This window comes from Sodalinema gerasimenkoae IPPAS B-353, from assembly GCF_009846485.1.
GTDB lineage: Bacteria > Cyanobacteriota > Cyanobacteriia > Cyanobacteriales > Geitlerinemataceae > Sodalinema > Sodalinema gerasimenkoae.
The window spans coordinates 418353-442427 of the sequence record NZ_ML776472.1 but is presented as its reverse complement, the minus strand read 5'-3'; the positions used below and the strand labels follow the sequence as shown (position 1 = coordinate 442427).

Annotated in this window: 21 protein-coding genes; 11 read left to right on the top strand and 10 right to left on the bottom strand. The window is 50.7% G+C overall.

Annotated elements, in window-relative coordinates:
- Nucleotide 1: 1 nt before the first annotated feature.
- The 3 genes from L855_RS01995 to L855_RS01985 form a co-directional block, all read right to left on the bottom strand.
- Nucleotides 2–553 carry a hypothetical protein gene (locus L855_RS01995; RefSeq protein ID WP_159783588.1) on the bottom strand — a complete coding sequence of 184 codons (552 nt, stop codon included), beginning with the start codon at nt 551–553 and terminating at the stop codon, nt 2–4.
- Between the two features lie 2 nt (nt 554–555).
- Nucleotides 556–996, bottom strand: a complete 441-nt coding sequence (locus L855_RS01990; protein WP_159783586.1) for a DUF4079 domain-containing protein — start codon at nt 994–996, stop codon at nt 556–558.
- A 166-nt stretch (nt 997–1162) separates the two neighbouring features.
- Nucleotides 1163–1582, bottom strand: a complete 420-nt coding sequence (locus L855_RS01985; protein WP_159783584.1) for a DUF1830 domain-containing protein — start codon at nt 1580–1582, stop codon at nt 1163–1165.
- A gap of 408 nt (nt 1583–1990) precedes the next feature.
- Here L855_RS01985 and L855_RS01980 point away from each other — a divergent pair, with 408 nt between their 5' ends.
- Complete coding sequence (locus L855_RS01980) at nt 1991–3586, top strand: photosystem II high light acclimation radical SAM protein (RefSeq protein WP_159783582.1); 1596 nt, start codon at nt 1991–1993, stop codon at nt 3584–3586.
- Here L855_RS01980 and L855_RS21595 read toward each other — a convergent pair.
- Nucleotides 3578–7162, bottom strand: coding sequence for a PAS domain S-box protein (locus L855_RS21595; protein ID WP_159783580.1), 3585 nt, complete (start codon nt 7160–7162; stop codon nt 3578–3580). The genes L855_RS01980 and L855_RS21595 overlap by 9 nt on opposite strands.
- 174 nt (nt 7163–7336) lie before the next feature.
- A complete protein-coding gene (locus L855_RS01970; RefSeq protein WP_192924976.1) occupies nt 7337–8689 on the bottom strand; it encodes an IS200/IS605 family accessory protein TnpB-related protein in 1353 nt (450 codons plus the stop codon).
- Nucleotides 8690–8717: 28 nt separating this feature from the next.
- Here L855_RS01970 and tnpA point away from each other — a divergent pair, with 28 nt between their 5' ends.
- On the top strand, nt 8718–9170 hold the full coding sequence (tnpA, locus tag L855_RS01965) for an IS200/IS605 family transposase (protein WP_159783578.1): 453 nt from the start codon (nt 8718–8720) through the stop codon (nt 9168–9170).
- A gap of 81 nt (nt 9171–9251) precedes the next feature.
- Nucleotides 9252–9812 carry a pentapeptide repeat-containing protein gene (locus L855_RS01960; RefSeq protein WP_159783576.1) on the top strand — a complete coding sequence of 187 codons (561 nt, stop codon included), beginning with the start codon at nt 9252–9254 and terminating at the stop codon, nt 9810–9812.
- Nucleotides 9813–9821: 9 nt separating this feature from the next.
- Here L855_RS01960 and L855_RS01955 read toward each other — a convergent pair whose 3' ends face one another.
- Nucleotides 9822–11009 carry an MFS transporter gene (locus tag L855_RS01955; protein ID WP_159783574.1) on the bottom strand — a complete coding sequence of 396 codons (1188 nt, stop codon included), beginning with the start codon at nt 11007–11009 and terminating at the stop codon, nt 9822–9824.
- Nucleotides 11010–11217: 208 nt separating this feature from the next.
- On the opposite strand from L855_RS01955, the gene L855_RS22125 reads away from it, so the two are divergent.
- From L855_RS22125 to L855_RS01935, 5 genes are all read left to right on the top strand, one after another.
- The gene (locus tag L855_RS22125; protein WP_281349471.1) at nt 11218–11352 is read left to right on the top strand and encodes a hypothetical protein; all 135 of its coding nucleotides are present in this window, start codon (nt 11218–11220) and stop codon (nt 11350–11352) included.
- Between the two features lie 86 nt (nt 11353–11438).
- A complete protein-coding gene (locus tag L855_RS01950) occupies nt 11439–12725 on the top strand; it encodes an aminotransferase class I/II-fold pyridoxal phosphate-dependent enzyme (protein WP_159783572.1) in 1287 nt (428 codons plus the stop codon).
- 6 nt (nt 12726–12731) lie between these two features.
- Nucleotides 12732–13853, top strand: a complete 1122-nt coding sequence (locus L855_RS01945; protein WP_159783570.1) for a GNAT family N-acetyltransferase — start codon at nt 12732–12734, stop codon at nt 13851–13853.
- Nucleotides 13854–13890: 37 nt separating this feature from the next.
- Nucleotides 13891–14484: an EndoU domain-containing protein gene (locus L855_RS01940; RefSeq protein WP_159783568.1), complete on the top strand. Its 594-nt coding sequence runs from the start codon at nt 13891–13893 to the stop codon at nt 14482–14484.
- A complete protein-coding gene (locus L855_RS01935) occupies nt 14481–14795 on the top strand; it encodes a hypothetical protein (protein ID WP_159783566.1) in 315 nt (104 codons plus the stop codon). Before L855_RS01940 ends, L855_RS01935 begins: the two co-directional genes overlap by 4 nt.
- A gap of 66 nt (nt 14796–14861) precedes the next feature.
- On the opposite strand, the gene L855_RS01930 is transcribed toward L855_RS01935, so the two are convergent.
- The 4 genes from L855_RS01930 to L855_RS01915 form a co-directional block, all read right to left on the bottom strand.
- Nucleotides 14862–15518 (bottom strand): ribonucleotide-diphosphate reductase subunit beta, encoded by a 657-nt coding sequence (locus L855_RS01930; protein WP_246198682.1) that lies wholly within the window; start codon nt 15516–15518, stop codon nt 14862–14864.
- Nucleotides 15519–15897: 379 nt separating this feature from the next.
- Nucleotides 15898–16269 carry a ribonucleotide-diphosphate reductase subunit beta gene (locus L855_RS01925; protein WP_246198681.1) on the bottom strand — a complete coding sequence of 124 codons (372 nt, stop codon included), beginning with the start codon at nt 16267–16269 and terminating at the stop codon, nt 15898–15900.
- A gap of 288 nt (nt 16270–16557) precedes the next feature.
- A complete protein-coding gene (locus L855_RS01920) occupies nt 16558–17922 on the bottom strand; it encodes a ribonucleoside-diphosphate reductase subunit alpha (RefSeq protein WP_159783564.1) in 1365 nt (454 codons plus the stop codon).
- A gap of 281 nt (nt 17923–18203) precedes the next feature.
- Nucleotides 18204–19109: a ribonucleotide reductase N-terminal alpha domain-containing protein gene (locus L855_RS01915; RefSeq protein ID WP_159783562.1), complete on the bottom strand. Its 906-nt coding sequence runs from the start codon at nt 19107–19109 to the stop codon at nt 18204–18206.
- Nucleotides 19110–19552: 443 nt separating this feature from the next.
- Between L855_RS01915 and L855_RS01910 the strand changes: the two genes are divergently transcribed.
- From L855_RS01910 to mgtE (L855_RS01900), 3 genes are all read left to right on the top strand, one after another.
- Nucleotides 19553–20557 (top strand): pentapeptide repeat-containing protein, encoded by a 1005-nt coding sequence (locus tag L855_RS01910; RefSeq protein ID WP_159783560.1) that lies wholly within the window; start codon nt 19553–19555, stop codon nt 20555–20557.
- A gap of 595 nt (nt 20558–21152) precedes the next feature.
- The gene (mgtE, locus tag L855_RS01905; protein ID WP_159783558.1) at nt 21153–22550 is read left to right on the top strand and encodes a magnesium transporter; all 1398 of its coding nucleotides are present in this window, start codon (nt 21153–21155) and stop codon (nt 22548–22550) included.
- Between the two features lie 91 nt (nt 22551–22641).
- On the top strand, nt 22642–24057 hold the full coding sequence (mgtE, locus tag L855_RS01900) for a magnesium transporter (RefSeq protein ID WP_159783556.1): 1416 nt from the start codon (nt 22642–22644) through the stop codon (nt 24055–24057).
- The last annotated feature ends 18 nt before the right edge of the window (nt 24058–24075 follow it).

Sequence of the window (24075 nt, the reverse complement as noted above, 5' to 3'; positions counted from 1 at the left end):
TTTATGATGGGGGCAGGTTGCCGCTGTTGGCGATCGCCCACAAGTCCACGAAGCCCAACAGCAGGGTCAATCCCAGCAGAATCAGATACATCCAAGGTTGAGCCAGGGGACGGACATCCTGGGTATCAATCCCCGTTTTGGCTTCGACGGCCTGCACCAGCCGGGAGAAGCCGGCCACTCGCATCGGCAGTAAATAGCCCTCCCCAGTCTGACTGAGGAAATAATAGACCAATCCCCCCTGACCGGTGGTTTTGGGTTTCAAGGCCTTGACGTGATCCCAGGGCAAAAACCAACCTTTACGGAATAGCCAGGCAAACCAACGGGGATAGGTGACCCGAATCCCCGCCTCATCCAGTAAGACTCGCTCACTTAAGGCACCATAGAGGGCCAGCCAGCCCAAAACTAGGCCCAGCCACAACCACATCGGGGCAATGGGGGCGTTGGTGGCCTCGGCGAGAACCGGCAGGGGCAAGGTCAGGGCCAGATACAATCCCAGGAGGGTAATACGAATTAAGGGAGAAATGCGAAAAATTGAGGGGTCAGAGGAGGCCATGGTCAGGGAGGCAGATATTTTTGCACGACAGTCCAACCACTCCACGATACCGCCAGAAAGCCCAGGGCGAGAAGTAGGTTACAGGTGATATGAATCCGTCGCATTTGGGGCTGTTTGGGGTGAATCTGCCAGCCACTCCAGGCGGAGGTAAGGACCAGTAGCACTACGGTCACTCCAGCCGGGAGATGCCAGGAATGGCCCAGACTCCCGTAATACCCTAAAGTCCCAATGAGACCGATGGCCAATAAAAATAACACCAAGACCACGAGGCTAATGCCTAAGGTTCGGTGAACTGGGGCCAGCCAGGGGGGACGGGGCCGTTGATGGCGGCGATCGCCCCACAGAATCAGCCCACTGATGGCCAATAATCCATAGGCCGTCAGGGATAGTCCCATAGACCAAGCGGCAAAGCGCCATAACCAGAGGAAGGAGGGAAGATCCACAAGCGTGCGTTCCTCAGCTACGATGTCGACTCCGATCCTACCCCGACGTCACGAAGCATGGAACTTGCAGCCTGGGACAGGACTGGGGGCGATCAAACGCCTCAATCGCGGCGATCGCCCCCAGGATTAGAGTCAGCGGTTATGGCAATCTTTCCAGAATGGCTCCCTAGTCTACGGAAACCAAGGCCGGGGCCTTGTGATCGTCAGCCACCGGTCTAGGGCTTGATCGGGGGAGCGTTTCATGATTCTTTACATTCTGGAGATCCCCTTTTGCGGTAGAATCACTTTCACTGTCAACCTCTTGTTCCGACTCAGTATCCATCTCAGGCTCGGTAGCCACTTTTAGCCGTTGACAAGAAATGGTGTCAGAGAGAATGGCGCTTGCCATCATCCCTGTGTGAATTTCCAGTTGCGCCTGAGGCATGGCCTCAAACACAAGTCGCTGTCCCGGAAACACAACTCGCTCGAAGTACCAGTTTTGGATGTTGGTAATACGGGCGATTTGGATCTGGCTGGTTGCGTTGATGTAGCAACAAAGGATCGGGTTGGAGCTGTCCTTCGGTAAGGGATCGAGTATTTGAGCCATAACGTTTGAGCGTCTTAGTCTAGTTAAAATCTAAAGCGATTGTTATACCTGAAGACTAACACCTCGCGATCCCAGGTAGCTGTAAAAGCGAATACCAACTCCCTAAAAAGAGGATCATCAATTTTTTCCGCTTGAGTCCTAAACGTCAGGATTCAGGAACTTCTCGCGTCCTTGGCCGTAATTCTCAAGCGATCGCCCTAAAACAATTCCCCTGCGTCCTCCCGGATGGGAACAGGTGGGTTTACGCCCTGAGACGCCCATTTTAAGTGGGGGTCTTTCGGCTGAAATTTTTATGTTTTTTTTCTATTTATCCCGTAATCCCGGCTCAGGTTACCCCTCACCGCCGACTTGAGCAAGCTTTGGGCCCAAGTGTTATGGTGAAAATTAAAGATATATGAAGCATCATTTATGACGACGAACATTGATCGCGTCCTTTATGTCCGCCTTCCCTGTAACCCCATCTTCCCCATTGGGGTGGTTTACTTGGCGGACCATCTGCATAAACTGTTTCCCGAGATCAAGCAGCGAATTTTTGACCTCGGGGCCATCCCGCCTCTGGACTTCAACGGGGCCCTAGAACAATGCATTGATGAATTCAAACCCCAGTTGCTGGTCTTTTCTTGGCGGGACATTCAGATTTACGCCCCTGTGGGGGGCCGGGGTGGCAACCCGTTACAGAATGCCTTTGAGTTTTACTACGCCACCAACCCGTTCGTCAAACTGCGGGGTGCCCTAGGAGGATTGCGCCTCGCGGGTTCCTACTACGGCGAGTTATGGCGAAATCAGGGGCTGATTCGTCGCGGCTTAAAGCGGGCCCGTCGCTATCACCCCGAGGCCCGTGTGGTCGTGGGAGGCGGGGCCGTCAGCGTGTTTTATGAACAACTCGGCCGCAGTTTACCCCAAGGGAGCATTATCTCCGTGGGAGAAGGGGAGGTCCTGCTCGAAAAACTACTCCGGGGACAAGAGTTTCAGGACGAACGCTGTTACATCGCCGGTGAAACCCAACCCCGAGAGCGGCTTATCCATGAAAAACCCGCTCCCATCGAGAAAACCGCCTGCAATTACGACTACATCGCCAGCATCTGGAACCAATTTAACTATTACCTCCTCGATCAAGACTTCTATCTCGGCGTTCAAACCAAACGGGGCTGTCCCCATAACTGCTGTTACTGCGTCTATACCGTCATCGAGGGGAAACAAGTCCGCATTAATCCCGCCGATGAAGTGGTGGCCGAGATGCGGCAACTCTACGATCGCGGCATTCGTAATTTCTGGTTCACCGATGCCCAGTTTATCCCCGCCCGTCGCTATATCCAGGATGCCATTGAACTCCTGCAAAAAATCATTGACTCGGGGATGGAGGATATCCATTGGGCGGCCTATATCCGCGCTGATAACCTGACCCCCGAACTCTGTGATCTGATGGTCAAAACGGGGATGAATTACTTTGAAATTGGCATTACCAGTGGTTCTCAGGAGTTAGTCCGCAAGATGCGCATGGGCTATAACCTGCGGGTGGTGTTGGAAAACTGCCGTGATCTCAAAGCGGCGGGGTTTAATGATTTGGTCTCCGTCAACTACTCCTTTAACGTCATTGACGAGACCTATGAGACCATTCGCCAAACCATTGCCTATCACCGGGAATTAGAGCAGATTTTCGGGCGCGAGAAGGTTGAACCGGCGATTTTCTTCATCGGCCTGCAACCTCACACCCATCTCGAAGACTACGCCTTAGAGCAGGAGGTGTTGAAACCGGATTATAACCCCATGAGTTTGATGCCCTGGACGGCTCGGAAACTCCTTTGGAACCCGGAACCCCTCGGCTCCTTTTTCGGGGAGGTTTGTCTGGAAGCCTGGCAACGCAATGCCAATGATTTTGGTCGGGAGGTGATGGATATCTTAGAGGAACGGCTCGGCCGTGCGGAACTCGATGAGGCCTTAAGTGCGCCCATAGTTGAGGCATCCCCCGCCGCCGCTAAGTCTCTGGTGGCGACGTCAGGCTAGGGGCGGAGTCTTCTGAGGAGGGGACTCGGCTGACGGGGCCATAACGCAGTTGCGTCCAGCGGCCTTGGCTCGATAGAGGGCAGCATCGGCGTTCTGAATGACTGCTGATGCTGTCGTTCCCTGTTGGGGAAAAACGGCAACGCCGAAGGAGGCGCTGATAGAGCCAATGGCTTGGCCTTGGTAATATAGAGCCTCCTGGGTAATGGCGACACGCAAGGCTTCCGCGCGATCTAGGGTCATATCAAGGGGACAACCGGGCAAAAGCAGCATCATTTCCTCTCCCCCATAGCGACAGGGAATATCGCAGGCTCGACAGTGGCGAGTTAATAGCTCACTCATCCGTTGCAAGACTTGATCCCCGAACTCATGACCGTAGGTGTCGTTAAACTGCTTAAAGTGATCGATATCCAAGAGGATGACACCAATCGGCTCTTGATTGCGTTGACTGCGGGCGATCGCCTGTTCAAAGTTTTCTTGCAAATAGCGACGGTTGAATAACCCCGTCAGGGGATCGCGGATACTTTGATGATGTAGGGTTTCTCGCAGATTTAGGTTAGCGATGGCTAACCCTAGTTGTTCACAGAGGGTTTGCGCCAGTTGCTGCTTGACTTCCCTGAGGACGCTCTCCGTCTGGCTTTCGAGATAAAATAACCCAAAGGTCTCCCCCTGAGCCATGATGGGGATACAAACGCTAACCGCTAAATTCTCGGCATGATGCAGATGGCGACAGCGGGGGCTAGGATTCTGCCAATGGAGGACGTAGGGACGGCCTCGCCGCAATGCCCAGCAATCCTCAACCTGGAACTGTTCCTGAGACTTGATCGCGTCTCCCCACTGGGCAACCTTTTTCATCCACGAGCTAGAGGGATTTATTTGAAACAATGCCCCACCACAATGGGGAAAGAGGGGGGCAATGAGGTAACTCAGGGTTTGATAGACTTCCTCGACCGTCAGACAGGCTTGTAGGAACTCATTGATTTGACTTAAAATCAGCATCTCCTGATGGCGCTCTTTGAGGTCGGTCAAATGCTGTTCTAACTCTTGATTAGCCTGTTGTAGGGCTTGTTCCGACCGCTTGGCTTGGGTAATATCCCGAAACGTTACCGTAAAGCCATCTCCGAGTTTGACGGCGATGGTCTCAAACCAACAGTCAATTCCCTCATGTTGATAATAGAACTCCCGGACAAACGGCTCTGCCGATTCCACTACCTGAACATAGGCATCAAAGAGTCCGTCGGTTTTATTACCGGGCATTTCGTCTAGGAGCCGTTTTCCGACCAGTTCCTCAGGCGATCGCCCCACCAGTTTACCCGCCTGAGGATTACTCAATAGCCAAATAAAATCGATGATGGTTTCTTGAGCATCCCGCAAGGCTCGAAACGCCATAATGCCATCGAGGGAGCTATTGAGAACCCCACTTAATTGAGATTCAGACTGACGCAAGTTTGCCTCAATCTCGACCATCGGAGTAATGTCACTGAGCAGTTGAATGCAGCCGTCATACTCTCCCTGGCAATCAAATTGGGCGGTACTGGACATCAGAACCCAGAGGGGGGTTCCATCCTGTCGAGATAAGGCCGCGCGACGCTGTTGAGAGATGCCGCTGAGATGACATTGACTGGAGGCTTCGGCTTCCTGGAGGAGGTAGGCTTCAAAAGGTGTTCCCAAGAGGTCTTCGATGGGATAACCTAGCATGGTCGCCAGTTGTTGATTGACGAAGCGAGTGTTGTTTTGGGCATCTAAAACCCAAACCCCTTCTAAGGTGGTTTCGATGACGGTTCGGTATTTGGCTTCACTCTCTTGCAGGGCTAACTCCGCTCGTTTGCGATCGGTAATGTCATAGTCAATCCCCGTCATGCGAATTGGGGTTCCCTCTGCATCCCGTTGGATTAAAGCCGCTTCCCGAAGCCATCGCTGTTCCCCATTGGGGCGGCGGATGCGAAACTCGAAATCAATTGGAGTGCCCTGTTGTAAGGCGGCGTTCATGGTAACTTCAAAGCGGGTGCGATCCTCAGGATCAATCAGAGCATTCCAATCGTCATAACAGGGATTTCGTCCTAGGTTCGGGACTCCTAGCAAATCGTACATCCGTTGATCCCAATGGGCAACATCACCCAATGTCCAATCCCAGGTGCCAATCTGTCCGGCATCTAAGGCTAAATTGAGGCGTGTTGATAGGGCTTCGAGTTGAGTTTGATAGTCGAGGGTTTCTGTGATATCACGAGCGGCGGAATAGATGAGATCTCCTACGGCTACGGAGCGCCATTCTAGGGAGCGATAGGAGCCATCCTGACAGCGATAACGGTTGACAAAATTTAGAATCTGCTTTTGGTTGGCTAATTGTGATAATTGGATTTGGGTCTTGGCTAAATCCTCAGGATGGACATATTCAAGACAACTCTGACCTTCTAAGTGTTCGAGAGGATAGCCGAGGGTTTTTTCCCACTGGTGATTAAGCCTGATAAATTCACCTCGGGTGTTAGCAATACAAAGTAAATCAAGCGCGACGGAAAAAAAGCGATCTAATTCTTCTGTTTTAGATTGGAGTCGCAATCGTGCTCCTTGGCGCTCTGTGATATCTTTGACGAAGCAATAATAACCGACAAATCCAACCTCGGCATCATAATCAGCCACGAGGTTTAAATTCTTATAAAACACTGAACCATCACAGCGTAATCCTCGGACTTCGATTTCCACTTTTCCCCGTTGCAACATCTCCTCATAGCAGGCGGTCACCATGGGAATATCCTCGGGATAGACAGTGGGGTGCCAAGATTGACCCAAAAGCTGCTGGGGTTCGCAGCCAGAAATGCGAGCATATGCTGGGTTGACCATCTGGTAGTATCCTTGAGGATTGAGGTAGGCGATGCCTTCGACGGCATGTTCGAGGGCTTTATTTTGTTGTTTTAGTTGTTCGTTAATCGTGTTTAGGGTGATGTTTTTTGCAGAAACTTCGGCTTCTAATTTATCCTTTGTAGTTTCTAATTCTAATAAAAGATTGGCATGAGAAATGGCAATTTCACTATGAATGGTAATTTGCTGAAATCCATCGATTTCACTGGGACTCCAAGGTCGGGTAGCGCGACAGTGATGAGCTGCGAGTACCCCCCAAATTTGCCCCTCTTGGAACAGGGGACTGACCAGTGTGGCTTTGACTTGGATGTGGCGGAGAAAGGCGAGATAGCAGGGATCTAAATCGCTGTGATTGATATCGGCGATCGCCCTCAGGGAATGGTAATCTGGGGTGATGTCTCGTCTGTAAAAGCAAAGATCCTCAATGACCCGATCTTGGAGTGACCAGGTGGGAGCTGAGACGGCCTCGACGACCACCTTACCCCGCTGTTGGTCATGAATCTGGTAAAACAAAACCCGATCGCACCTCAGTAACCCCTGTACCTCATCCACCGTTGTTTGCAGAATCTCATTGAGTTGTAGAGATTGACGAATTCGCAAAGCACTGCGAGCAATAAGTTCTCCCCAGGTGCAATGGGACGAGTCATCGGAAGTCAAAGGAATTGATGAGCGGGTTCCATTGGCTGATCTTTGGGTATCTCCAGGTTCGGCGATTAGACTCATTACCGTTAGGATGGGTTGAGTGTTGGCGTTTGGGCATTGGCTCCATTGTAGCCACTGTTGCCCGGTCAACCTCTTGAGCGTTTTTCACGGATCTTAGGAACCTCGTCAGGAACCTGGGGATGGCATCTGATGAAGCTCACCCCACCTGCCTTGGGCGAGGTGGGGGTGTCGGTGCTAACCTGAGACTGTATGAGTCCACAGGTCACACAAACAAGCCCAGCTTCTAGGCGAACGCCGAGAACATTGGCTCGAACGCTCCTCACTGTCCTTTCGGCGAGTGAGCTGAAGAATACCTCGGGCAGCAATATTGAGCGCCCCATTGAGGTCTGCATTGTATCGCTTGCCCGAGGAAAATTTAGCCAGAGCATAGTTGTTGGAGTCTCGTCGCACGACTCCACTGCCGTCATAAGCCAGCTTTGATGTATAAGCAGCCACGACATCAATCACCTGACCGCCTATCTCTTGCCACTTCATCTCGGTCAAGTCTCGAATCATCCCCTTGAGCCACCCATGAAAGCGTTGGCGTAGGTTAGAGCGTTTTCGCCCTCCCTTAGCCTTCCATCCTTTGAGGTTCTCAAAGACAATGGCATCGGCATTGAACTGTTGGGCAATCTGCACGATACGCTTCGAGACAATCTGCCCAATTTGACGGTTGATATTACGGCATTTGCGATAGGTATGAGAGCAGAAGCCTTTCTGGAGGCGTCCACCCTGTCCCATCGTTTGCCTCGCTCGTTTAGATACCGATTTGAGCCGTTTATCCCGACGGTCTATGTCTCTCCCAGGGTGAATAAAGTCACGGTGGATTACAGTGCCGTCAAAATTCACGACTGCCACAGTAGCGGTGGTGTTGATACCCAGGTCAACACTGACAACCCGACCCTCTCCCTGCCGTTTATGTGGATGACACTCAAAGGGAACTGAAAGATGACAAGCCCTTGTAGGCTCATCAAAAATCAGGGAGGGTGACAACTGCTTGTTGCTATCTACGGTATGCCGTTCTCGCAAGCTGGTTATCCCAACGGTCGTCCAGACCCAATCGGTTCCGTTAAAGACCTTGATTTCGATGCGGTCATAGCCATGGAGTTTATAGCACTGACCCTTATACAGGGTCGGATAACAGCCACTGTTGGGATTGAGGACTGGAGGTTTAGCGTCCCGACGTTGACGGGTTCCCGATTGCCATTCCTGATACCGGGTCATGTAGCTACTGACTTGGCCAGCGGCGAAAACAATCGCGGCCCTCCGGTAGTAGCTGGGGAACTTGTAAAAGGTCTGGTCAAATTGCTGGTATTTGGGGTTGGGGTTCTTCGCGGTTTGGTGAATGAGTTTTTCGACAGCTAGAACCCGTTTTTGACTCGATAACTCGGCTAGAGACGGCCAATGGGTGAAGAGAATCCCCATCAAATGCCGACAGAGGCGACGATAGACCCCAACCGTCCGGCTCAGCAGCACCCGCTGGCTGGCTGTCGGGTTAAGAGTCCATGGGTCTGTACGGATGATTGATGTGGGTTTCTGGGTTACCATGGGGTCATGTTAACTCATGGTGACCTCAATGTCAAAAGCTCTAAGGTCTTTCGCTCACACGGTTGCAAGCATCAAGATTCATATAGTGTTTGTCACAAAATACCGTCATCCCGTCATCTCTGGGGAGATAGAACAGGACATGATCGAGCTTTGTCGGAGCATCTGCGAGAAGAATGATTGTCTCCTAGAAGAGGCGAAGGCAGATTTAGGGACTAATGACCATATTCATTTATTGGTTGACCTAGCTCCTAAGGTCTCTATTTCTAAGCTCTGTAATACGATGAAGACCGTCACCAGCCGCGAAATCAGGAAGCGTTTTGTGCGACAATTGAAACCGTACTATGGTCGTCCGGTTTTTTGGAAGCGTGGATTTAGTGCCGTTTCGGCCGGTGGAGCCTCATTGGATGTCCTCAAAGCTTACATAGAGGGGCAAGTATGCGTCGCTATTTTTGTTCAAGAGAAAACGCCTCGGGAATCGTGACGAAAGATGACAGGTCGCCCGAGTCCGGCGATCGCTCCGTCACAATAGGAAGGAGTACATCGCGTTATATCAAAACTTATTATGCAAGCCGCTGAACGACTACTCGAACGCTATGCCGCTGGCGAGCGTAACTTCCGAGATCTCGATCTATTTCGCGCTGACCTCAATGGGGCCGATTTGAGTGGGGCCAGTTTTTTCCGGGCCAATCTGTTTGGTGCGAATCTCTTTCGCGCCAATTTAATCGGAGTGACCTTTTATAATGCCACTCTGATTGGGGCTAACCTCTACTGTGCCAACCTTAGTGGGGCCGATTTGAGTGGGGCGAATCTCACCTGCGCCCATTGTGAAGGGGCCGATTTGAGTGGGGCCGATTTAACGGCGGCAGATCTCGGTGGGGTTGATTTTAGCCACGCCAATCTTAGCTACGCCAACTTGACTCGGAGTAATCTGATGCGGGCCAGTCTGGTGAATACCAAACTCGACCATACGAATTTCACCGGCGCCGATTTGAAATGGGCCAATCTCAATGATGCTCAACTGAGTGAGGCTCAGGTGCGCTCTGCTCAGTTTGCCCATGCGATCGGCTTAACCCCTGAGTTACAGGCCCGCTTACAAGAGGAAGGGGCGATTATCTCTGCCTAGAGGATACCCCTAAGACTTGGGCTGGGGTAACGGAGCGAATAGGAGTAACCCTGCCAAAATGGTCAGGATCGAGGCAGCATAAAACACGGTTGCTAGATCCCAGATGTTAAGGACAATCCCCAGCAGTACCGGTGAGGCAAATTGTCCCAGAAAGCTGACCCCTGTTCCCACCGCCAGAATACTCGCTCGCAGTTCAAAGGGAGAAAGGTTGGCCAGGGCGTTATATAAGTTCGGTAGGACAATGCCAAAGCCAAGGCCAAAGATGGCAGCCGCCACTAAGACCCCCCATAACTCGGTAATCCAGGGAATTGGGGCGAGGGTGGCGGCCATGATCCCAAACCCTAAGGCGGTGGACTGATTTAAGCCGATCATCTTGGCGAGGGGTTTGGCCCCGAAGGCGGAAATTAGAGCGGCCCCAATGGCCCGGGAGGCTAGAACCATCCCATTGAGTTTTGGGGTCAGTCCCAAGGCTTGATCGAGGTAAATTGGGGCATAAATGACCACCGCATACATGGCGATCGAGGAGAGTCCCATGGTCAGAAGCAAGCGAGCGGTGACGAGACGAGAGAGTTCTCGGGTGAGTTTGCCACCTAAGCCCTGAGAGGGGCTAGATTTGGAGACGAAGGAGGGGGAGGAGTCGAAGGCATAAAGTCCCAGAAGGGCGAGGGGGAAGGCGATACCGTTGAGGTAGAAGGCATATTGCCAATAGGTGTTGCCCACCAAACCCCCCAGAAGCGGATAGACAATTCCCGTTAGGGTGAGGGCAGCGGTGGCAAAGCCGAGCATTCGGGTTCGCTCTTCTCCTTCATACAATCGTCCTAAGACTCCTAAGCAAGACGCGGCCAGTCCCCCACAGGCGATGCCCAGCAACCCCCGCACTAATAGTAATGACCAAAAGTTAGGCATCCAGGCTCCGACAACGCCAAAAATACCGTAGAAGGTCATGGCGGGGAAGAGAACTCGGGAAGGTCCGATTTTGTCGGCGAGCAGTCCCAGGAGAGGACTACACAGGGCTAGGGTGAGACAGTGGAAACTGGCTAGGGTTCCCCCCCAGGCTAAATCGATGTCGAGTTCTTGCATCAGATCGGGTAAGACTGGGGCGATCGCCCCCCCAGCCATCGTCGTCAAAGAACCAGCTGCCAAGATCACCGGAACTCTGAGCTTGTCGCGGCTAAATTGTCGAACCCAATCCGTCATATTGCCTCCACAGCTTGCAAAGAAAGTGCTATATCATTGCACATCACGTCCAAGACTTCTATTTTGGAGTAGATGTCGGCTAGTCTACACTTGACTCTAGGCAAAATCTCAACTGTCCTTAACGTCATGATAGGTAGCGGGGATAAAATCCTGGTATCATCGCTGTACCTTAACCGATCCCATTCTGGGACGATTCACTGGAAAATCTATGGGTTATGTCATTTTGCCCGGCTCTGAGGGGGTTCTATCGAGGTTGCGGCCGATTAAACCCCTCATTTTAGCGGTGAGTTGCCGATTGCGATCGCAGCAACGTGCCAGTGCTCTTGCCTGTCAGCGGGGATAACAGGTATCTTATCTAGGAAATTAAACTGAGATGTTAGAAACGGCAGCCCATCGGCTATCAAGACCAACGGTGAGGGGAGAAAGCTAGTGCAAGTTATCCAAGAATATGTGCAGAAGTTACACGCACACGGGTTTTACCCCGATGAGTACATCTGTCACGGCAAAGAGGGCAATCTGATTGATATCGAGGAACCGGTGAGTCAAAGACGACTCAAGGTATTAACCTTCTGCACCAATGATGTCCTCGGACTGGTGCAGAATCCTCGGGTGAAACAGGCCGCCATTGATGCCATTGTTCAATATGGAACCTCTAATAGTTCCTGTGAGGCGTTGAGTGGTCGCATTGATCTACATCGTCAACTCGAACGAGAAATCTCTGAGTTTAAGGATTTAGGCTATACCCATTTGTTTGTGAATGCTTGGATGGCGTTACAGGCTCTTATGGATGCCTTCTGCCATCTGGCGATCCCGATTCCTGGATTTCAGCATACACGAGAAACGCTGATCCTCAGTGATGTTCTCAATCATGGTTGCATCATCTCGGCGATCGCCAATTCAAATAATCGGTCGGGTAAGGTGTTCAGTCAAAGCCCAAGAGTACGGGTGAAGGCCTATCGCCATAACGATGTTAATGATTTGGCTCGCAAACTGCGACGCTATGCGAAGCCCGGCGATCGCATCATGTTAATTTCGGATGCGGTGTTCTCGATGGATGGGGATATCGCCCCATTACCGGAGTTCCTCGATGTGATGGAACAGTATCCCGGTAGTGTCATCGTCATGGATGAAGCCCATGCCAGTGGTTCTGTGGGTCCCTCAGGACGGGGGATTTATGACCACTTTGGGATTTCACCCCAGGATGTGATCCGGCGGGGGATGGTTCCAATTATTATGACCACCTTCTCCAAGTTTGCGGCTTCGGCGGGGGCAGCGTTGAGTAGCCCGAGTCCGGAACTCAATGACCTCCTGACGGTGTCGCCGACGTCGATTGGGACGATTTCTCTCCCCCCCCCGATTACGGCGGCGGCCTTGGAGAGTATTCGTCAGGTTCGACAACATCCTGAGTTGGTGCAGACGCTTCAGGCGAACACCCGCTATCTGCGATCGCGCCTCGTCGAGCATGAGTTCCAGGTGATTGGTGAGACAAACGTGATTCCGGTGATTCTCTCACCCGAGATTAATCCCAAATACTTTGCGCGACATCTCATGGATCGCTATGGGATTTGGATCTCGCCAATTTGGTTTATCGCCAAACCTCGGATGCGGATTACGGCCAATGCCCTGCATACGAAGGAGGAGATGGATCGCCTCGTCGAAGCGATGGTGGAAACACGAGCCGCTATGTTATCCTCGACGGCAACGGTTAGCGCATAAATCAAGATGGCTCAGATCACGGTTCGACCGGTGAGCAGTGAGGGCGATCGCCAAGCGTTTTTAGAGGTTCCCCAGTTGGTCTATCGAAATGATCCCAACTGGGTGGCGCCTCTAAAGGCTTCTATTGCTGCTCAACTATCCCTAGACGATAACCCATTCCTCAGTTATGGGGAGTTTCAGGGGTTTTTAGTGTTCAATGACCAGGGACAGGCGATCGGACGTATCGTGGCGGCCATCAATCAGCATTTGATTGAGCGCGAAGGCAGACGGATTGGGCTATTTGGCTATTTTGAATGTATTGAGGAGTTCGCCGCTGCTGAACAACTGTTCGAGGCGGCGTTGTCTTGGTTGGGCGATCGCCAGATCGAGGTAGTGCGCGGCCCCATTAACCTCTCAACTCATAATCATTGTCTCTTCCTCGTCGATGGCTTCGACAGCCCCCCGATGATGATGATGCCCTATAACCCTCCCTACTATCCCCAGTGGCTAGAGGAGATGGGTTGGGTAAAGGCCAAAGATGCGTATGCCTATGACTTCCCCATGGAGCCATTATCAGACAAATTTGAGAAAGCCTATCGCATCGCCCTAAAATCCGGCATCACCTTTCGCCCGATTCGCACTAAAGGGGAAGGCTTTGAGGAGGATGTTCGCAGTCTTTACCGGTTATTTACCCAAGCTTTTGCCAATAATTGGAGTTCCACCCCCCGCACGGAAGCCGATTTTTTAGAGGAAGCCCAACAGCTTAAAGACCTAGTTGACCCAGATATTTTTCCCATTGCCGAAGATAATGGGCAGATGGTCGGCTTTTTTATGGGACTCCCGGACTACAACATCGCCTTAAAACGGGTCAACGGAACCCTGAATCTTTGGGGAGTCCTTAAGTTTCTCTGGTACCGCCGCAAAATTCACCAAGCGCGCATGATTACGCTCTGTGCCTTGCCTGAATACCGCCGGAAAATGGTCCCCCTAGCCTTAGTCTATCTGACCATGAAAGGAGGGGAGAAACGCGGCTATCAGCGAGCAGAACTGTCTTGGATTTGGGAAGATAACCATCCCTCTCGCCGGATTACAGAAGCCTCCGGCGGGGTAATTGCCAAAACCTATCGAGTGTACGAAAAAGAGCTTTAAAACTTACTAAATCAGCCCAACTGACCTCAACGCCATTATGACATCAAAACCACATAAGCCCAAATCTAGCAAACTTGGCAGTCTATTCGGATTAGGCATAGCAACAGTAGCTGTCCTCTGGTCTATAGGCTATGACCCCGGTAATGCCAGTAACTGCTTGAATTCTTCTGATTGGGTCACAGCCTATAATAACCAACAAGTTAACCATGCACATATTTTTTGTGGAGAGTTGAATCAACGGGGGCGACTGGTAGGATTTCATTCTCGTCCTGACGGTAGAAATCCCTCAACTGTGGCTCGATTTAATATCACCCAATCCCCCAATAGTCAGGGTATTTATGCAGGGGAATGGACGTATCAAGGAAGATCCCAGGAAACAAAATTTTCGACCATGTTTCCCGATTCCTGTACCCCCACACAGGTGATTAACTCCATTGGTCATGCAGCGACCAATACCGTATCATGTCCTGCTAACGCCCCCCATTGGGCTTGGTGCGGCCCTAATAGTCCTGGTAATGCGGGAGATGATCGGTTTTGTCAAGCGGATGATGGCAGCCAATATGTCATTGCTGGAGCTAATCGTTCAGATGGTAGAATTAACACAGGATTTCCGCTAAGGCTCTCAAGATGAGTATTCCAGCAAATTGGAACGGTTCAGAGTGGGGACGAAGAAGTGATGCCCACCGTCGAGTCATGGAGTTTTTAACCTTAGATGTTCAAGATAACCACGACTATATTAAGCATCTCCACAATCAAATCAAGGCCCTGGAAACAGGCACAATTTCGGATTGTATCTGTTCTGGAAATGCTTATTATTTAAGATTATCGCCACAAACGGTTACCATTGAAAATCTAATTGTAGATGATGACCCCATCGAAACAATTTCCCTACATGAGTTTAAAGAGGCAATTTTAGGCTGGCAAGAAAACTTTGATGATTGATTACGGAAACAATGGTATTAAATAGAGAAGGGGTAAACTCATAGCGTTTACCCCAGGCTGACGGATTTAAATTTCGTCCCAACCCCCCACACCAGAGGACATCACATAACTGGTGACTTGCGCTTCAAAGAAGTTAGCTTTGGTATGGCCTTCGGCTTTGGTGTCAGAGAATCGCTCTAGGTGACTGTAGGGACTCTTTTGATAGCGGGGTTCGGGATAGAGTGCGTCTAAACCGATGGCTTTCAGACGGATGTTGGCCAGGTATTTCGTGTATTGTTCGGTGCTGTGTTCCGTAATCCCGAGGATATTATTCCCCACAATGTGGTTCGTCCATTTACATTCATGTCGAACGGCGGTGTCCATCATCTCATAGATGGCATCTTTGGAATGGGGAAAGATGGCCATGGCTTCGGGGATGAGTTTTTGGAACAGCCGCACATGACTGAGTTCATCCCGATTTATCATTTTGAAGATGTCGGCACTTCCCGGCATTAACATCCGGGAGGCGAAATTGTAGAAGGTGATAAAGCCATTATAAAAATATAGCCCTTCAAGAATATAGTCTGTCACCAGGGACATGAAGTAGTTTTCGACGGTGGGGTTATCAACATAGCGTTGATATTGTCCAGCAATGAACTGACAACGGTCTTTTAACACCTTATCGGTGCGCCAAAAGTCGTAAACTGCTGAGCGGCGATCGCCGGGAATAATGGTCTCAATCATGTACTGATACCTAAATTCAGATAGGATCGCTAGTCCTACCCCGTGGTTTTACCACTGCTGCTAGTCGCCTAGCAGATTAGACTATATCTTCATCCCGTTAGGGATGCCCCCCATTTCCACTGTCAATCGCTTACAGTGTACGAGTCTATACTCTAGTCGTTGAACCTTTAACAAATCCATTGCTTTAGCAAAATTCTACGTAAATTTCAGGCTAACAAACAATCACATTTTTTGGCGAATAAGATTGGGCTAGCTTAAGATTATTTTTTTACGGATTTGTTACTTGGCTGCTGATTGTCTCAAAATTCAAAAAATATTAGGAGATTTTCCAGCAATTAGAGGGGTTTTCGACAGTCATTGCTGACTGAAGGAGCTATCATTAACTCTGATTGTGGAGAGCTTCCTGACTAATTTGCTCTGCCATACACATGGAGACTTCCGGTGCTGTGATACTCACCTTTAATTGAGGTAAATTCACCGTTTGCACAGAATCCAAAAAGGTGAGATAGGACAAAATCCCATCAAAGGCTCGCCGTTCGTCGAGAGTTAGATTCACGTAGTCGGTGACATCCTGGGTAATATCGAGTTTTTCTGCAACCCAGAAATTTTCCCGCATTTGGCGATATAAGCCAACGGCCCAGTTGTAGCGAACATCGTTGAGTTGCATCAGGTTGGTGGTATCCCCAAACCAAATACTACGATGTTCTGGGTCATCATTTCCCAGGGGATTGAAGATTGGGTTAACTGGCATCCGAGATGGATGTGTTTTGCTTGGACTGTAGGTCATTAAGGTACAAAAATCAGTGCGTTTTACTCTCTAAATTATAACAAACTTTTTACAGAAATAAATGCCTTCAGAATTTATACAAATTTTCGATATGTTTGCTAGACATCAACACTGGGGGAGGACGACCACAAGGGTTCGCCCCTACGGCCATCTATGGCATGAATTTTTTAAAATGGTATTATTTGTTTGGGACGTATCAACAAAAAAAGACGTACCGAAGTACGCCTTATCAAACCAAACTAGACTCGGGAGTTAGTTCGCACAAGAAACACAGCCATCACCGGACTCTTTGAAATTGTCCTTTTGAACCGTGCGAATGTAGTAAATCGCTTTACAACCGGACTCCCACGCTAATACTAAGGTGTCAAAAATATCCTTCGCCTTAATGCTGCGTTCCGGCTCATCGGGGAAATAAATCCCAGCATTGAGGTTAAACATCAACTCCATGGAAATGCCCGTATCAATCCATTGCTGCATGGTGGCCACGGCTTTCACCACTTGGCGTTGATTGATGGATTTGTTTTCCGTGTAGTACCAGAAACGATCCTTAATATAGGGTGGCGCAATGGGGACAGTTCCTTTGGCCCATTTGTCGTAGAAAAAGCGGCTGTAGGTGGGGAGAATGCTGGCGGTGCAGCCTTGAACCAACGATGAGGACGTATTGGGGGCGATCGCCGTAATATGAGAGTTACGAATCCCATCGCGTTGAATATCCTGGGAAAGCTGTCGCCAACGCTCGGGTTGGCGAGAATGTTCATCAAACCAGGAGACGGGTTTGGCCCCAATCAGATGTCCCTGACTCCATTCACTCCCGGAAAAGGCGGCATAAGCACCCCGTTCCCGTGCCAGTTTCATGGATGCCTCGGTGCAATAATAACCGATATCTTCAAAGAGATGGTCAATCTCCTCAATATGGTTGTAGGAGAGTTTCCGTTTGGCTAGCCAGTCCGCCAATCCCATGGCCCCAACCCCAATGGTGCGATATTTATCATTGTGAGTTTCGCTGGCGGCGAAGGGAGTTTGTGTAATCTCAATGGTGTTATCGAGAATGCGAACAGCAATTTCGCAAATTTCTGGGAGTTCCTTGGCGTCAATGTTGGCGAGATTAAGACTATCTAAATTACAGGTATGCGCCTCTGTCCCTGGTTTCACATTTGACCAGCTTTCTTGACAAAGGTTCCCTCCCGGAATATAGCCCTCGTGTTTATTAGGATTGGCGCGGTTGGCAGTGTCTTTGAACCAGAGATAGGGCATCCCGGTTTCGACTTGAGTGCGCATAATATGCTTAAACAAGTCTCGGGCTTGAATCTGTTTGTAGAGCGTAATGGTCTCTCCCAAGCTGGCTTCAATCTTCCGGTAGGCTGCTTCAAAAGCTTCTCCCCATAATTCAGCCAGTTCAATGCCGAGTTTATCCCGCACTTCATAGGGGTCGACCAAAGTCCAGATTTCAGCTTTGACAACCCGCCGCATAAACTCATCACTGATGACAAATTGGGGGAAAATATCATACGCTTTGCGTCGTTGATCACCATTTTCGGTTTGACATTCGAGAAATTCAGGAATGTCTAAGTGCCAACTATCTAGGCTGACCGTTACAGCCCCGGCTCGTCGTCCCATTTATGTTCAGTTGAGGGCGTTAACCTCAACCCGCTACCCCTAGGTAAACTTAGAGCAGCCGCTACCTGTCACCAGGTAGATCAGACCATATCATACTCTCTGAAGGAGCCTCCCCATTTCGCCTCACTTGAGGCTACGAGCATCATGCTCTGGTCGTTGAACCTTCCCTATTTTTTACTATAGTTTGTAGGGCTTGGCTGCTGATTGCCTCACATCTATCTGTGAGGGTTCCCAGCAATTAGAGGAGTTTGCTACCGCCATTGCTGACGGAAGGGGCAGATTTATTTACCCTGATTGACTGCGATCGCCGTATCGTTGAGGAGTTTAATCCAAGGAATTACACCACCAGAGGCGTTGGGTTTGCCCATCACCCAGCTTCCGGTGGCGCGGATACGGCTGACATTCACTCCAACGCCACCGCCATTTTTGGAAATGCGGGCCGTGTCGGTGATGGTTTCAAAAATGCTTTCGAGGTTATCATCCATGGCGGCGATGAAACAGGAGGAGAGGGAGCCGCCAGGAACCCGAAGATTCGCTAAAATTGGGGTAGCCAGGGACACTTTGCGAGTGGCAATGGCTTCATAGAAGCGTTTGGCCCATTTGAGGCGTTCATCGGGAGCCTCGACGGATGCCAACAGCAAGGCACAGGTGAGCAGGGCTTCCTGGGGCAACTCGTCGGGTAAGAGATAGCGTTTCGTCAGCAATACCGCCCCGGCATAATCGTAGTCCATGTCCCAGTCTGGGTTAATCCACTCTGAGGCCGCTTGCAGTTCATCGAGGGTGTACGTCAGAATACGAGAGTCATAACTCTGGGATTGCACCTTGGCGAACACGGTACGAGCGTAGTCACCATACTGATAGCCGCGACTGACGAGGGTGTCTTTCCACAGACTCCAGATGTGGAGTCGTCCCGCCACATAGCGCCAATCCGGCTCCCCTGGAGAACACATTTCCAAGGCACAACCAATGAGGTTGTTTTGAATGTCCCGCGTTGTCACCCCAGTCCGCAGTCGAGCGGTGAGTCCAGCTTCTAGGGCAATGGGACTCGCATCGAGACCCTCACAAGCCCAGTTAACCACACGACGGATTTTCGCGACATCGAGCGGGGTGGGCGAGCCATCCCGGCGAATCACGGAAATCTTTGGCGCCTGGGTCGCCATCGTTTTCAATTCTAGGGTTCGGTGCATAGGGATAGTGTTTCCAGTTGATTAAAACGGTTTTATGTCACTAGATATAGTAGCCTAAGGATACGGTTGTCAACACGGTTGTCAACACAGCAATGCCCCCAGTACGCCCAAGTACAAATGCCTACATCTCCTCGAAAATTGAGTCATTTCCCGAACAACGGCCCAGTTTTGTCGCAATTTGTGAATATTATTAACGTACGATCGCAAAATCTTAAACAAGCTTTTAAAATAATTAAGAGATCAGATCCGGATCATTCCCTTGAAACCACGGTTGCCACAACGCCCATCATGGGGATCAATATGATCCATCCTTAAACCCATTCAAATCTCAGTAAAAATACCGAGACTTTCTAGTCTAAAAACTCTGATCTCAGACCCATCAACCGTCACTTAGAAGTAGCAGCTTGACTTGCAGCCCTAAGTGGAGAGTAGGAGTTTTAACCATGAACTGTGATGATATTGTTCAACGATATCTAGCCGGAGAACGTAACTTTCGTAGAGCCGATTTAAGGTCTGCCAACCTCATCGGAGCTGAGTTTGTTCGCTGTGATTTTTCTGATTCCAATTTAATGGAAGCGTCCTTGGCACGCGCTCACCTAGAACGCTGCTTTTTGGTGGCATCGAAACTCAACGGAGCCTTTCTTTACAGTGCTAATTTGAGTTTTGTCAAGCTCAAGCAGGGGTCTTTGATTGAGGCAGACTTAACCAAAGCCAACTTGCAAGGCGCTCAACTGATGCAAGCTAATTTAGAAGGTGCAACACTCAGTGGTGCGATATTGCGCGGGGTGAGTTTGTATCGAGCCAATCTTCCTGGAGTTAACCTCTGTGGAGCCAATCTAGATGGGATTAACTTGCGCTCGGCCAACCTAGCTAACGCCAATCTCAACTGGACGAACCTCAATGGAGCCCGCTTAAGCGGTGCGAACCTGCGAGGGGCACAACTCAATGGCGTTAAGCTTAAAGCCGCTTGGATGAATGGCTTAGAACTCAATGATGTTGAATTTGTTGGCATGGAATTGCAAGAAGTCAAATTGAGCGGTGCTAAGCTTGTCGGGGCGAATTTCACCGGTAGCAATCTCCGTCAAAGTCAGTTGCGCAATAGTCACCTCGATGACGCTAATTTGCAGCAGAGTAAACTCAACCAGGCAAATTTACGTGGCAGTCGTTTGATTCATGCCAATTTGATGAAAACGGATTTGCGAGAAGCCGACTTACGCAATGCAGATTTAAGCCATAGTAATCTCAATTTGGCCCAACTCAATGGTGCTGATTTAACCGGTGCCGATTTACGGGGAGCTTATCTCTGGGGTGCGGATTTAGATGGGGCAATTTTGCGAGGTGCAGATTTGCGCGGCGCTAGTTTACGAGGGGCTGGGTTAGTCGGGGCTGACTTACAAGATGCCCGTCTGGAGGGTGTCACCCTTCCCGATGGCTCAATCGGGAGTTAACTCCTTTTCAGCTAAATTTTGTCGGGGAGAGTCTGGAACTTTCAAGGGATAGCCGGAGTCTCAGCATCTAAGGACATAACATCCTCGTTAACATTCCTTTAACACCGGTATCCTCATGATTTTGGGATACCCTCGCCGTCGCCAGCGGCTCGCTGTTCAGGGCATAACCATCTACTGCCTGCCGAAGTAGAGGTCAGAATCATGAGACATTCCCAGAATCCCCCCCTATCCTCGATAGAGGAGACTGGACTCACTAGGCATCGCCTGATCTTGAGTCTGATCATTGTGCTGTATGCCGCTTTCCAGATTGGCGTGTTTCATCTCCCCTCGGCATCAGAGTTGGCCAGCTCAGCCTTGCCGAAACTGTCCCGAGTGGCGATGACGCATTCCCAGACAGTTTTACCCTGTTCCCCTACGGTTCCTCAATGGGTGTCCTCGCTGAGTGTAGCGGCCCCGTTGGCGGGTCGGTGATTTTCACGGGGCGATCGCCTCTTGTTTGACCAACAGCCTTTACACTGATTTATATATCGCCTATGGATGTCCGCATCATGTGACATCTGGTGTTGGGTTGTTATAGGAAACGAAGGGGGTCGTTATGGCTGAGAGTCAAAATACAACATCAGTCGAGGAGCTTGCATCCCGCGAGGAGTTACGGGAACTTGTACGATCGCAACTGCAAATGTTTCTCGAACAGGGGAACTTCCAAGGTGCGAAGACCTTACTGGTTCCCGTGCAGCCGGCGGATGCGGCCCATGCGATCGAAGGGTTACCCCATAGTCTCCACGCCATCGCCTTTCGCCTACTTCCCAAAGATAAGTCCAGCGAAATCTACGAACATCTGGACTCCGCCGTGCAGCAAAGCCTGATTGAAGAGTTTAAGAATCAGGAATTGCAAGAACTGATCGATCGCATGTCCCCCGATGACCGGGTGCGACTTCTCGACGAACTCCCAGCGGACTTAGTGCGGCGACTGCTCAAACAACTCAGTTCTAGCGAGCGACAAGCCACCTCCCTCCTTCTCGGCTACGAACCCAACACCGCCGGGCGCATCATGACCCCGGAATATGTCTCCCTCAAGGAGCATTTCACCGTCAGCCAAGCCTTTGAGCGCATTCGTAGCCTGGCCAACATTACTGAGACCATTTACGCCCTCTACGTGACCGACGGAACCCGACATCTGACCGGGATTCTTTCCTTGCGAGATCTCGTCACCGCTGAACCTGAACAGACCATCGGTGACATCATGACGCGAGATGTAGTCTCAGTCCATACCAGCGTTGACCAAGAAGAGGTCGCCCGCACCATCCAACGCTACGACTTCCTAGCCCTTCCCGTCGTGGACAGTGAACAGAGGCTTGTGGGGATCGTGACCGTCGATGATGTCCTCGATGTCCTCGAACGGGAAACCACAGAAGATATTTATGCCCTCGGTGGCTTACAAGCCGATCGCGAAAACTACTTCCAGATGAACCTCTTTCGCATTTCTCGGCGACGGGTGACCTGGTTGTTAGTGCTACTGGTGACCAATATCTTTACCGGTGGGGTCATTGGCGCTAACGAGGATATGCTCGAACAGGTGGTGAGCTTAGCGATGTTTATTCCCCTGCTAATTGACACCGGCGGGAATGTGGGAACCCAGTCCTCCACCGTGGTCATTCGCGGCTTGAGCATGGACAAAATCCGCACTAGCCTAGCTTGGCAGATCATACGCCGGGAAGCCATGGTGGGCATTTTGCTAGGCTTAATGATGGGTCTCATTGTTGTGTTAGTGGCCTATGTCTTTCTGCAAGATTGGCGAGTGGCCCTAACCGTGGGCTTAAGCTTGTGGAGCATTGCCACCCTAGCCTCGACTTCGGGGGCGGCTTTACCCATGATCTTTAAGTCCTTGGGATTTGATCCCGCCTTGATGTCAGCTCCCTTCATTACTACCTGTGTGGACGTGTTGGGGGTTTTGATTTACTTTTATGTGGCCCGGGCCTTGGTGGACTTTTAGTGCTGGGTTCCAGGGCTGATTGAGGCCTTACTTCAGCGCCCATTACATTAGATAGCATCATTACAATTGAGAAACTTAGGGAGGGGTCACTTTGGTACAAAGTCAAGACGTTGAACAACCCATTTCATCACGACGGGAGTTGCGGGAGCTAGTGCGATCGCAGCTACAAATGTTTCTCGAACAGGGGCAGCTTCAGGACGCTAAGCTGCTCCTGGTTCCGGTTCAGTCTGTCGATGTGGCTGAAGTGATTGGAGAACTACCGGAAAAACTCCATGCGATCGCCTTCCGCCTACTCCCCAAAGACGAAGCCACTGAGGTGTATGAACATCTTGATCGCAACGTTCAGCAATCGCTCCTGCAAGACTTTAAAAATCAGGAGATTCGCGATTTAGTCGAGCAGATGTCCCCCGATGATCGGGCCCGTCTGTTTGACGAACTCCCCGCCAAAGTCGTGCGTCAACTGCTCCCCAAACTCAGCCCCAACGAACGGGAAGCGACGTCACTGCTGCTGGGTTACCAACCCGACACGGCGGGGCGCATCATGACCCCGGAATATATCTCCCTCAAGGAGCATCTGACCGTTGGTGCCGCCCTGGAGCGCATTCGTCGTCTAGCGGACATCACGGAAACGGTCTATGCCCTCTATGTCACCGATGCTGCTCGTCATCTAACGGGTATCCTCTCCCTACGGGATTTAGTGGTGGCTCAACCGGAGCAAACCATCGGCGAGATTATGACTCGGGATGCCGTCTTTGTCCATACGGATACAGACCAAGAAGAAGTGGCCCGCACCATTCAGCGTTATGACTTCCTGGCGGTTCCCGTGGTGGATAGTGAACAGCGGCTGGTGGGGATTGTCACCGTTGACGATGTGATTGATGTCTTTGAGCGGGAAACCACGGAGGATATCTATGCCTTGGGGGGCTTACAGTCGGACGGTGACAACTACTTTCAGATGAGTCTGTTCCGCGTCTCCCGTCAGCGGGTGTCCTGGTTGCTGATTTTATTGGTGACTAATGTCTTGACAAGTATCGTTATTCGTGCAAACGAAGGCGTATTAACGCAACTGGTGAGCTTAGCCATGTTTATCCCCTTATTGATTGGTACCGGGGGCAACGTGGGAACCCAGTCCTCGACGGTGATTATTCGCGGGCTAAATATGGATAAAATCCAGACTGGAGGGGCTTGGCGCTTGATTCGTCGGGAAGCCACCGCCGGGTTGATTTTAGGAACCATGTTGGGGTTATTGGTGACGGTGGGGGCCTATGTGCTACAAGGCAACGTAATTGTAGCCCTGTCTGCTGGCTCTAGTCTGATTGTCATTTCTGTGTTGGCCTCGACCTCCGGGGCCGCCCTGCCGATTCTGTTTAAGTCCCTCGGCTTCGATCCGGCGTTGATGTCAGCCCCCTTTATTACTACCTGTGTGGACGTGTTAGGGGTTCTGACCTATTTCACCATTGCCCGGATTTTATTGGTGTTGCTGCCTTTGGAACCGACCGTGGGTTAAACGCTAGGATACAGATGG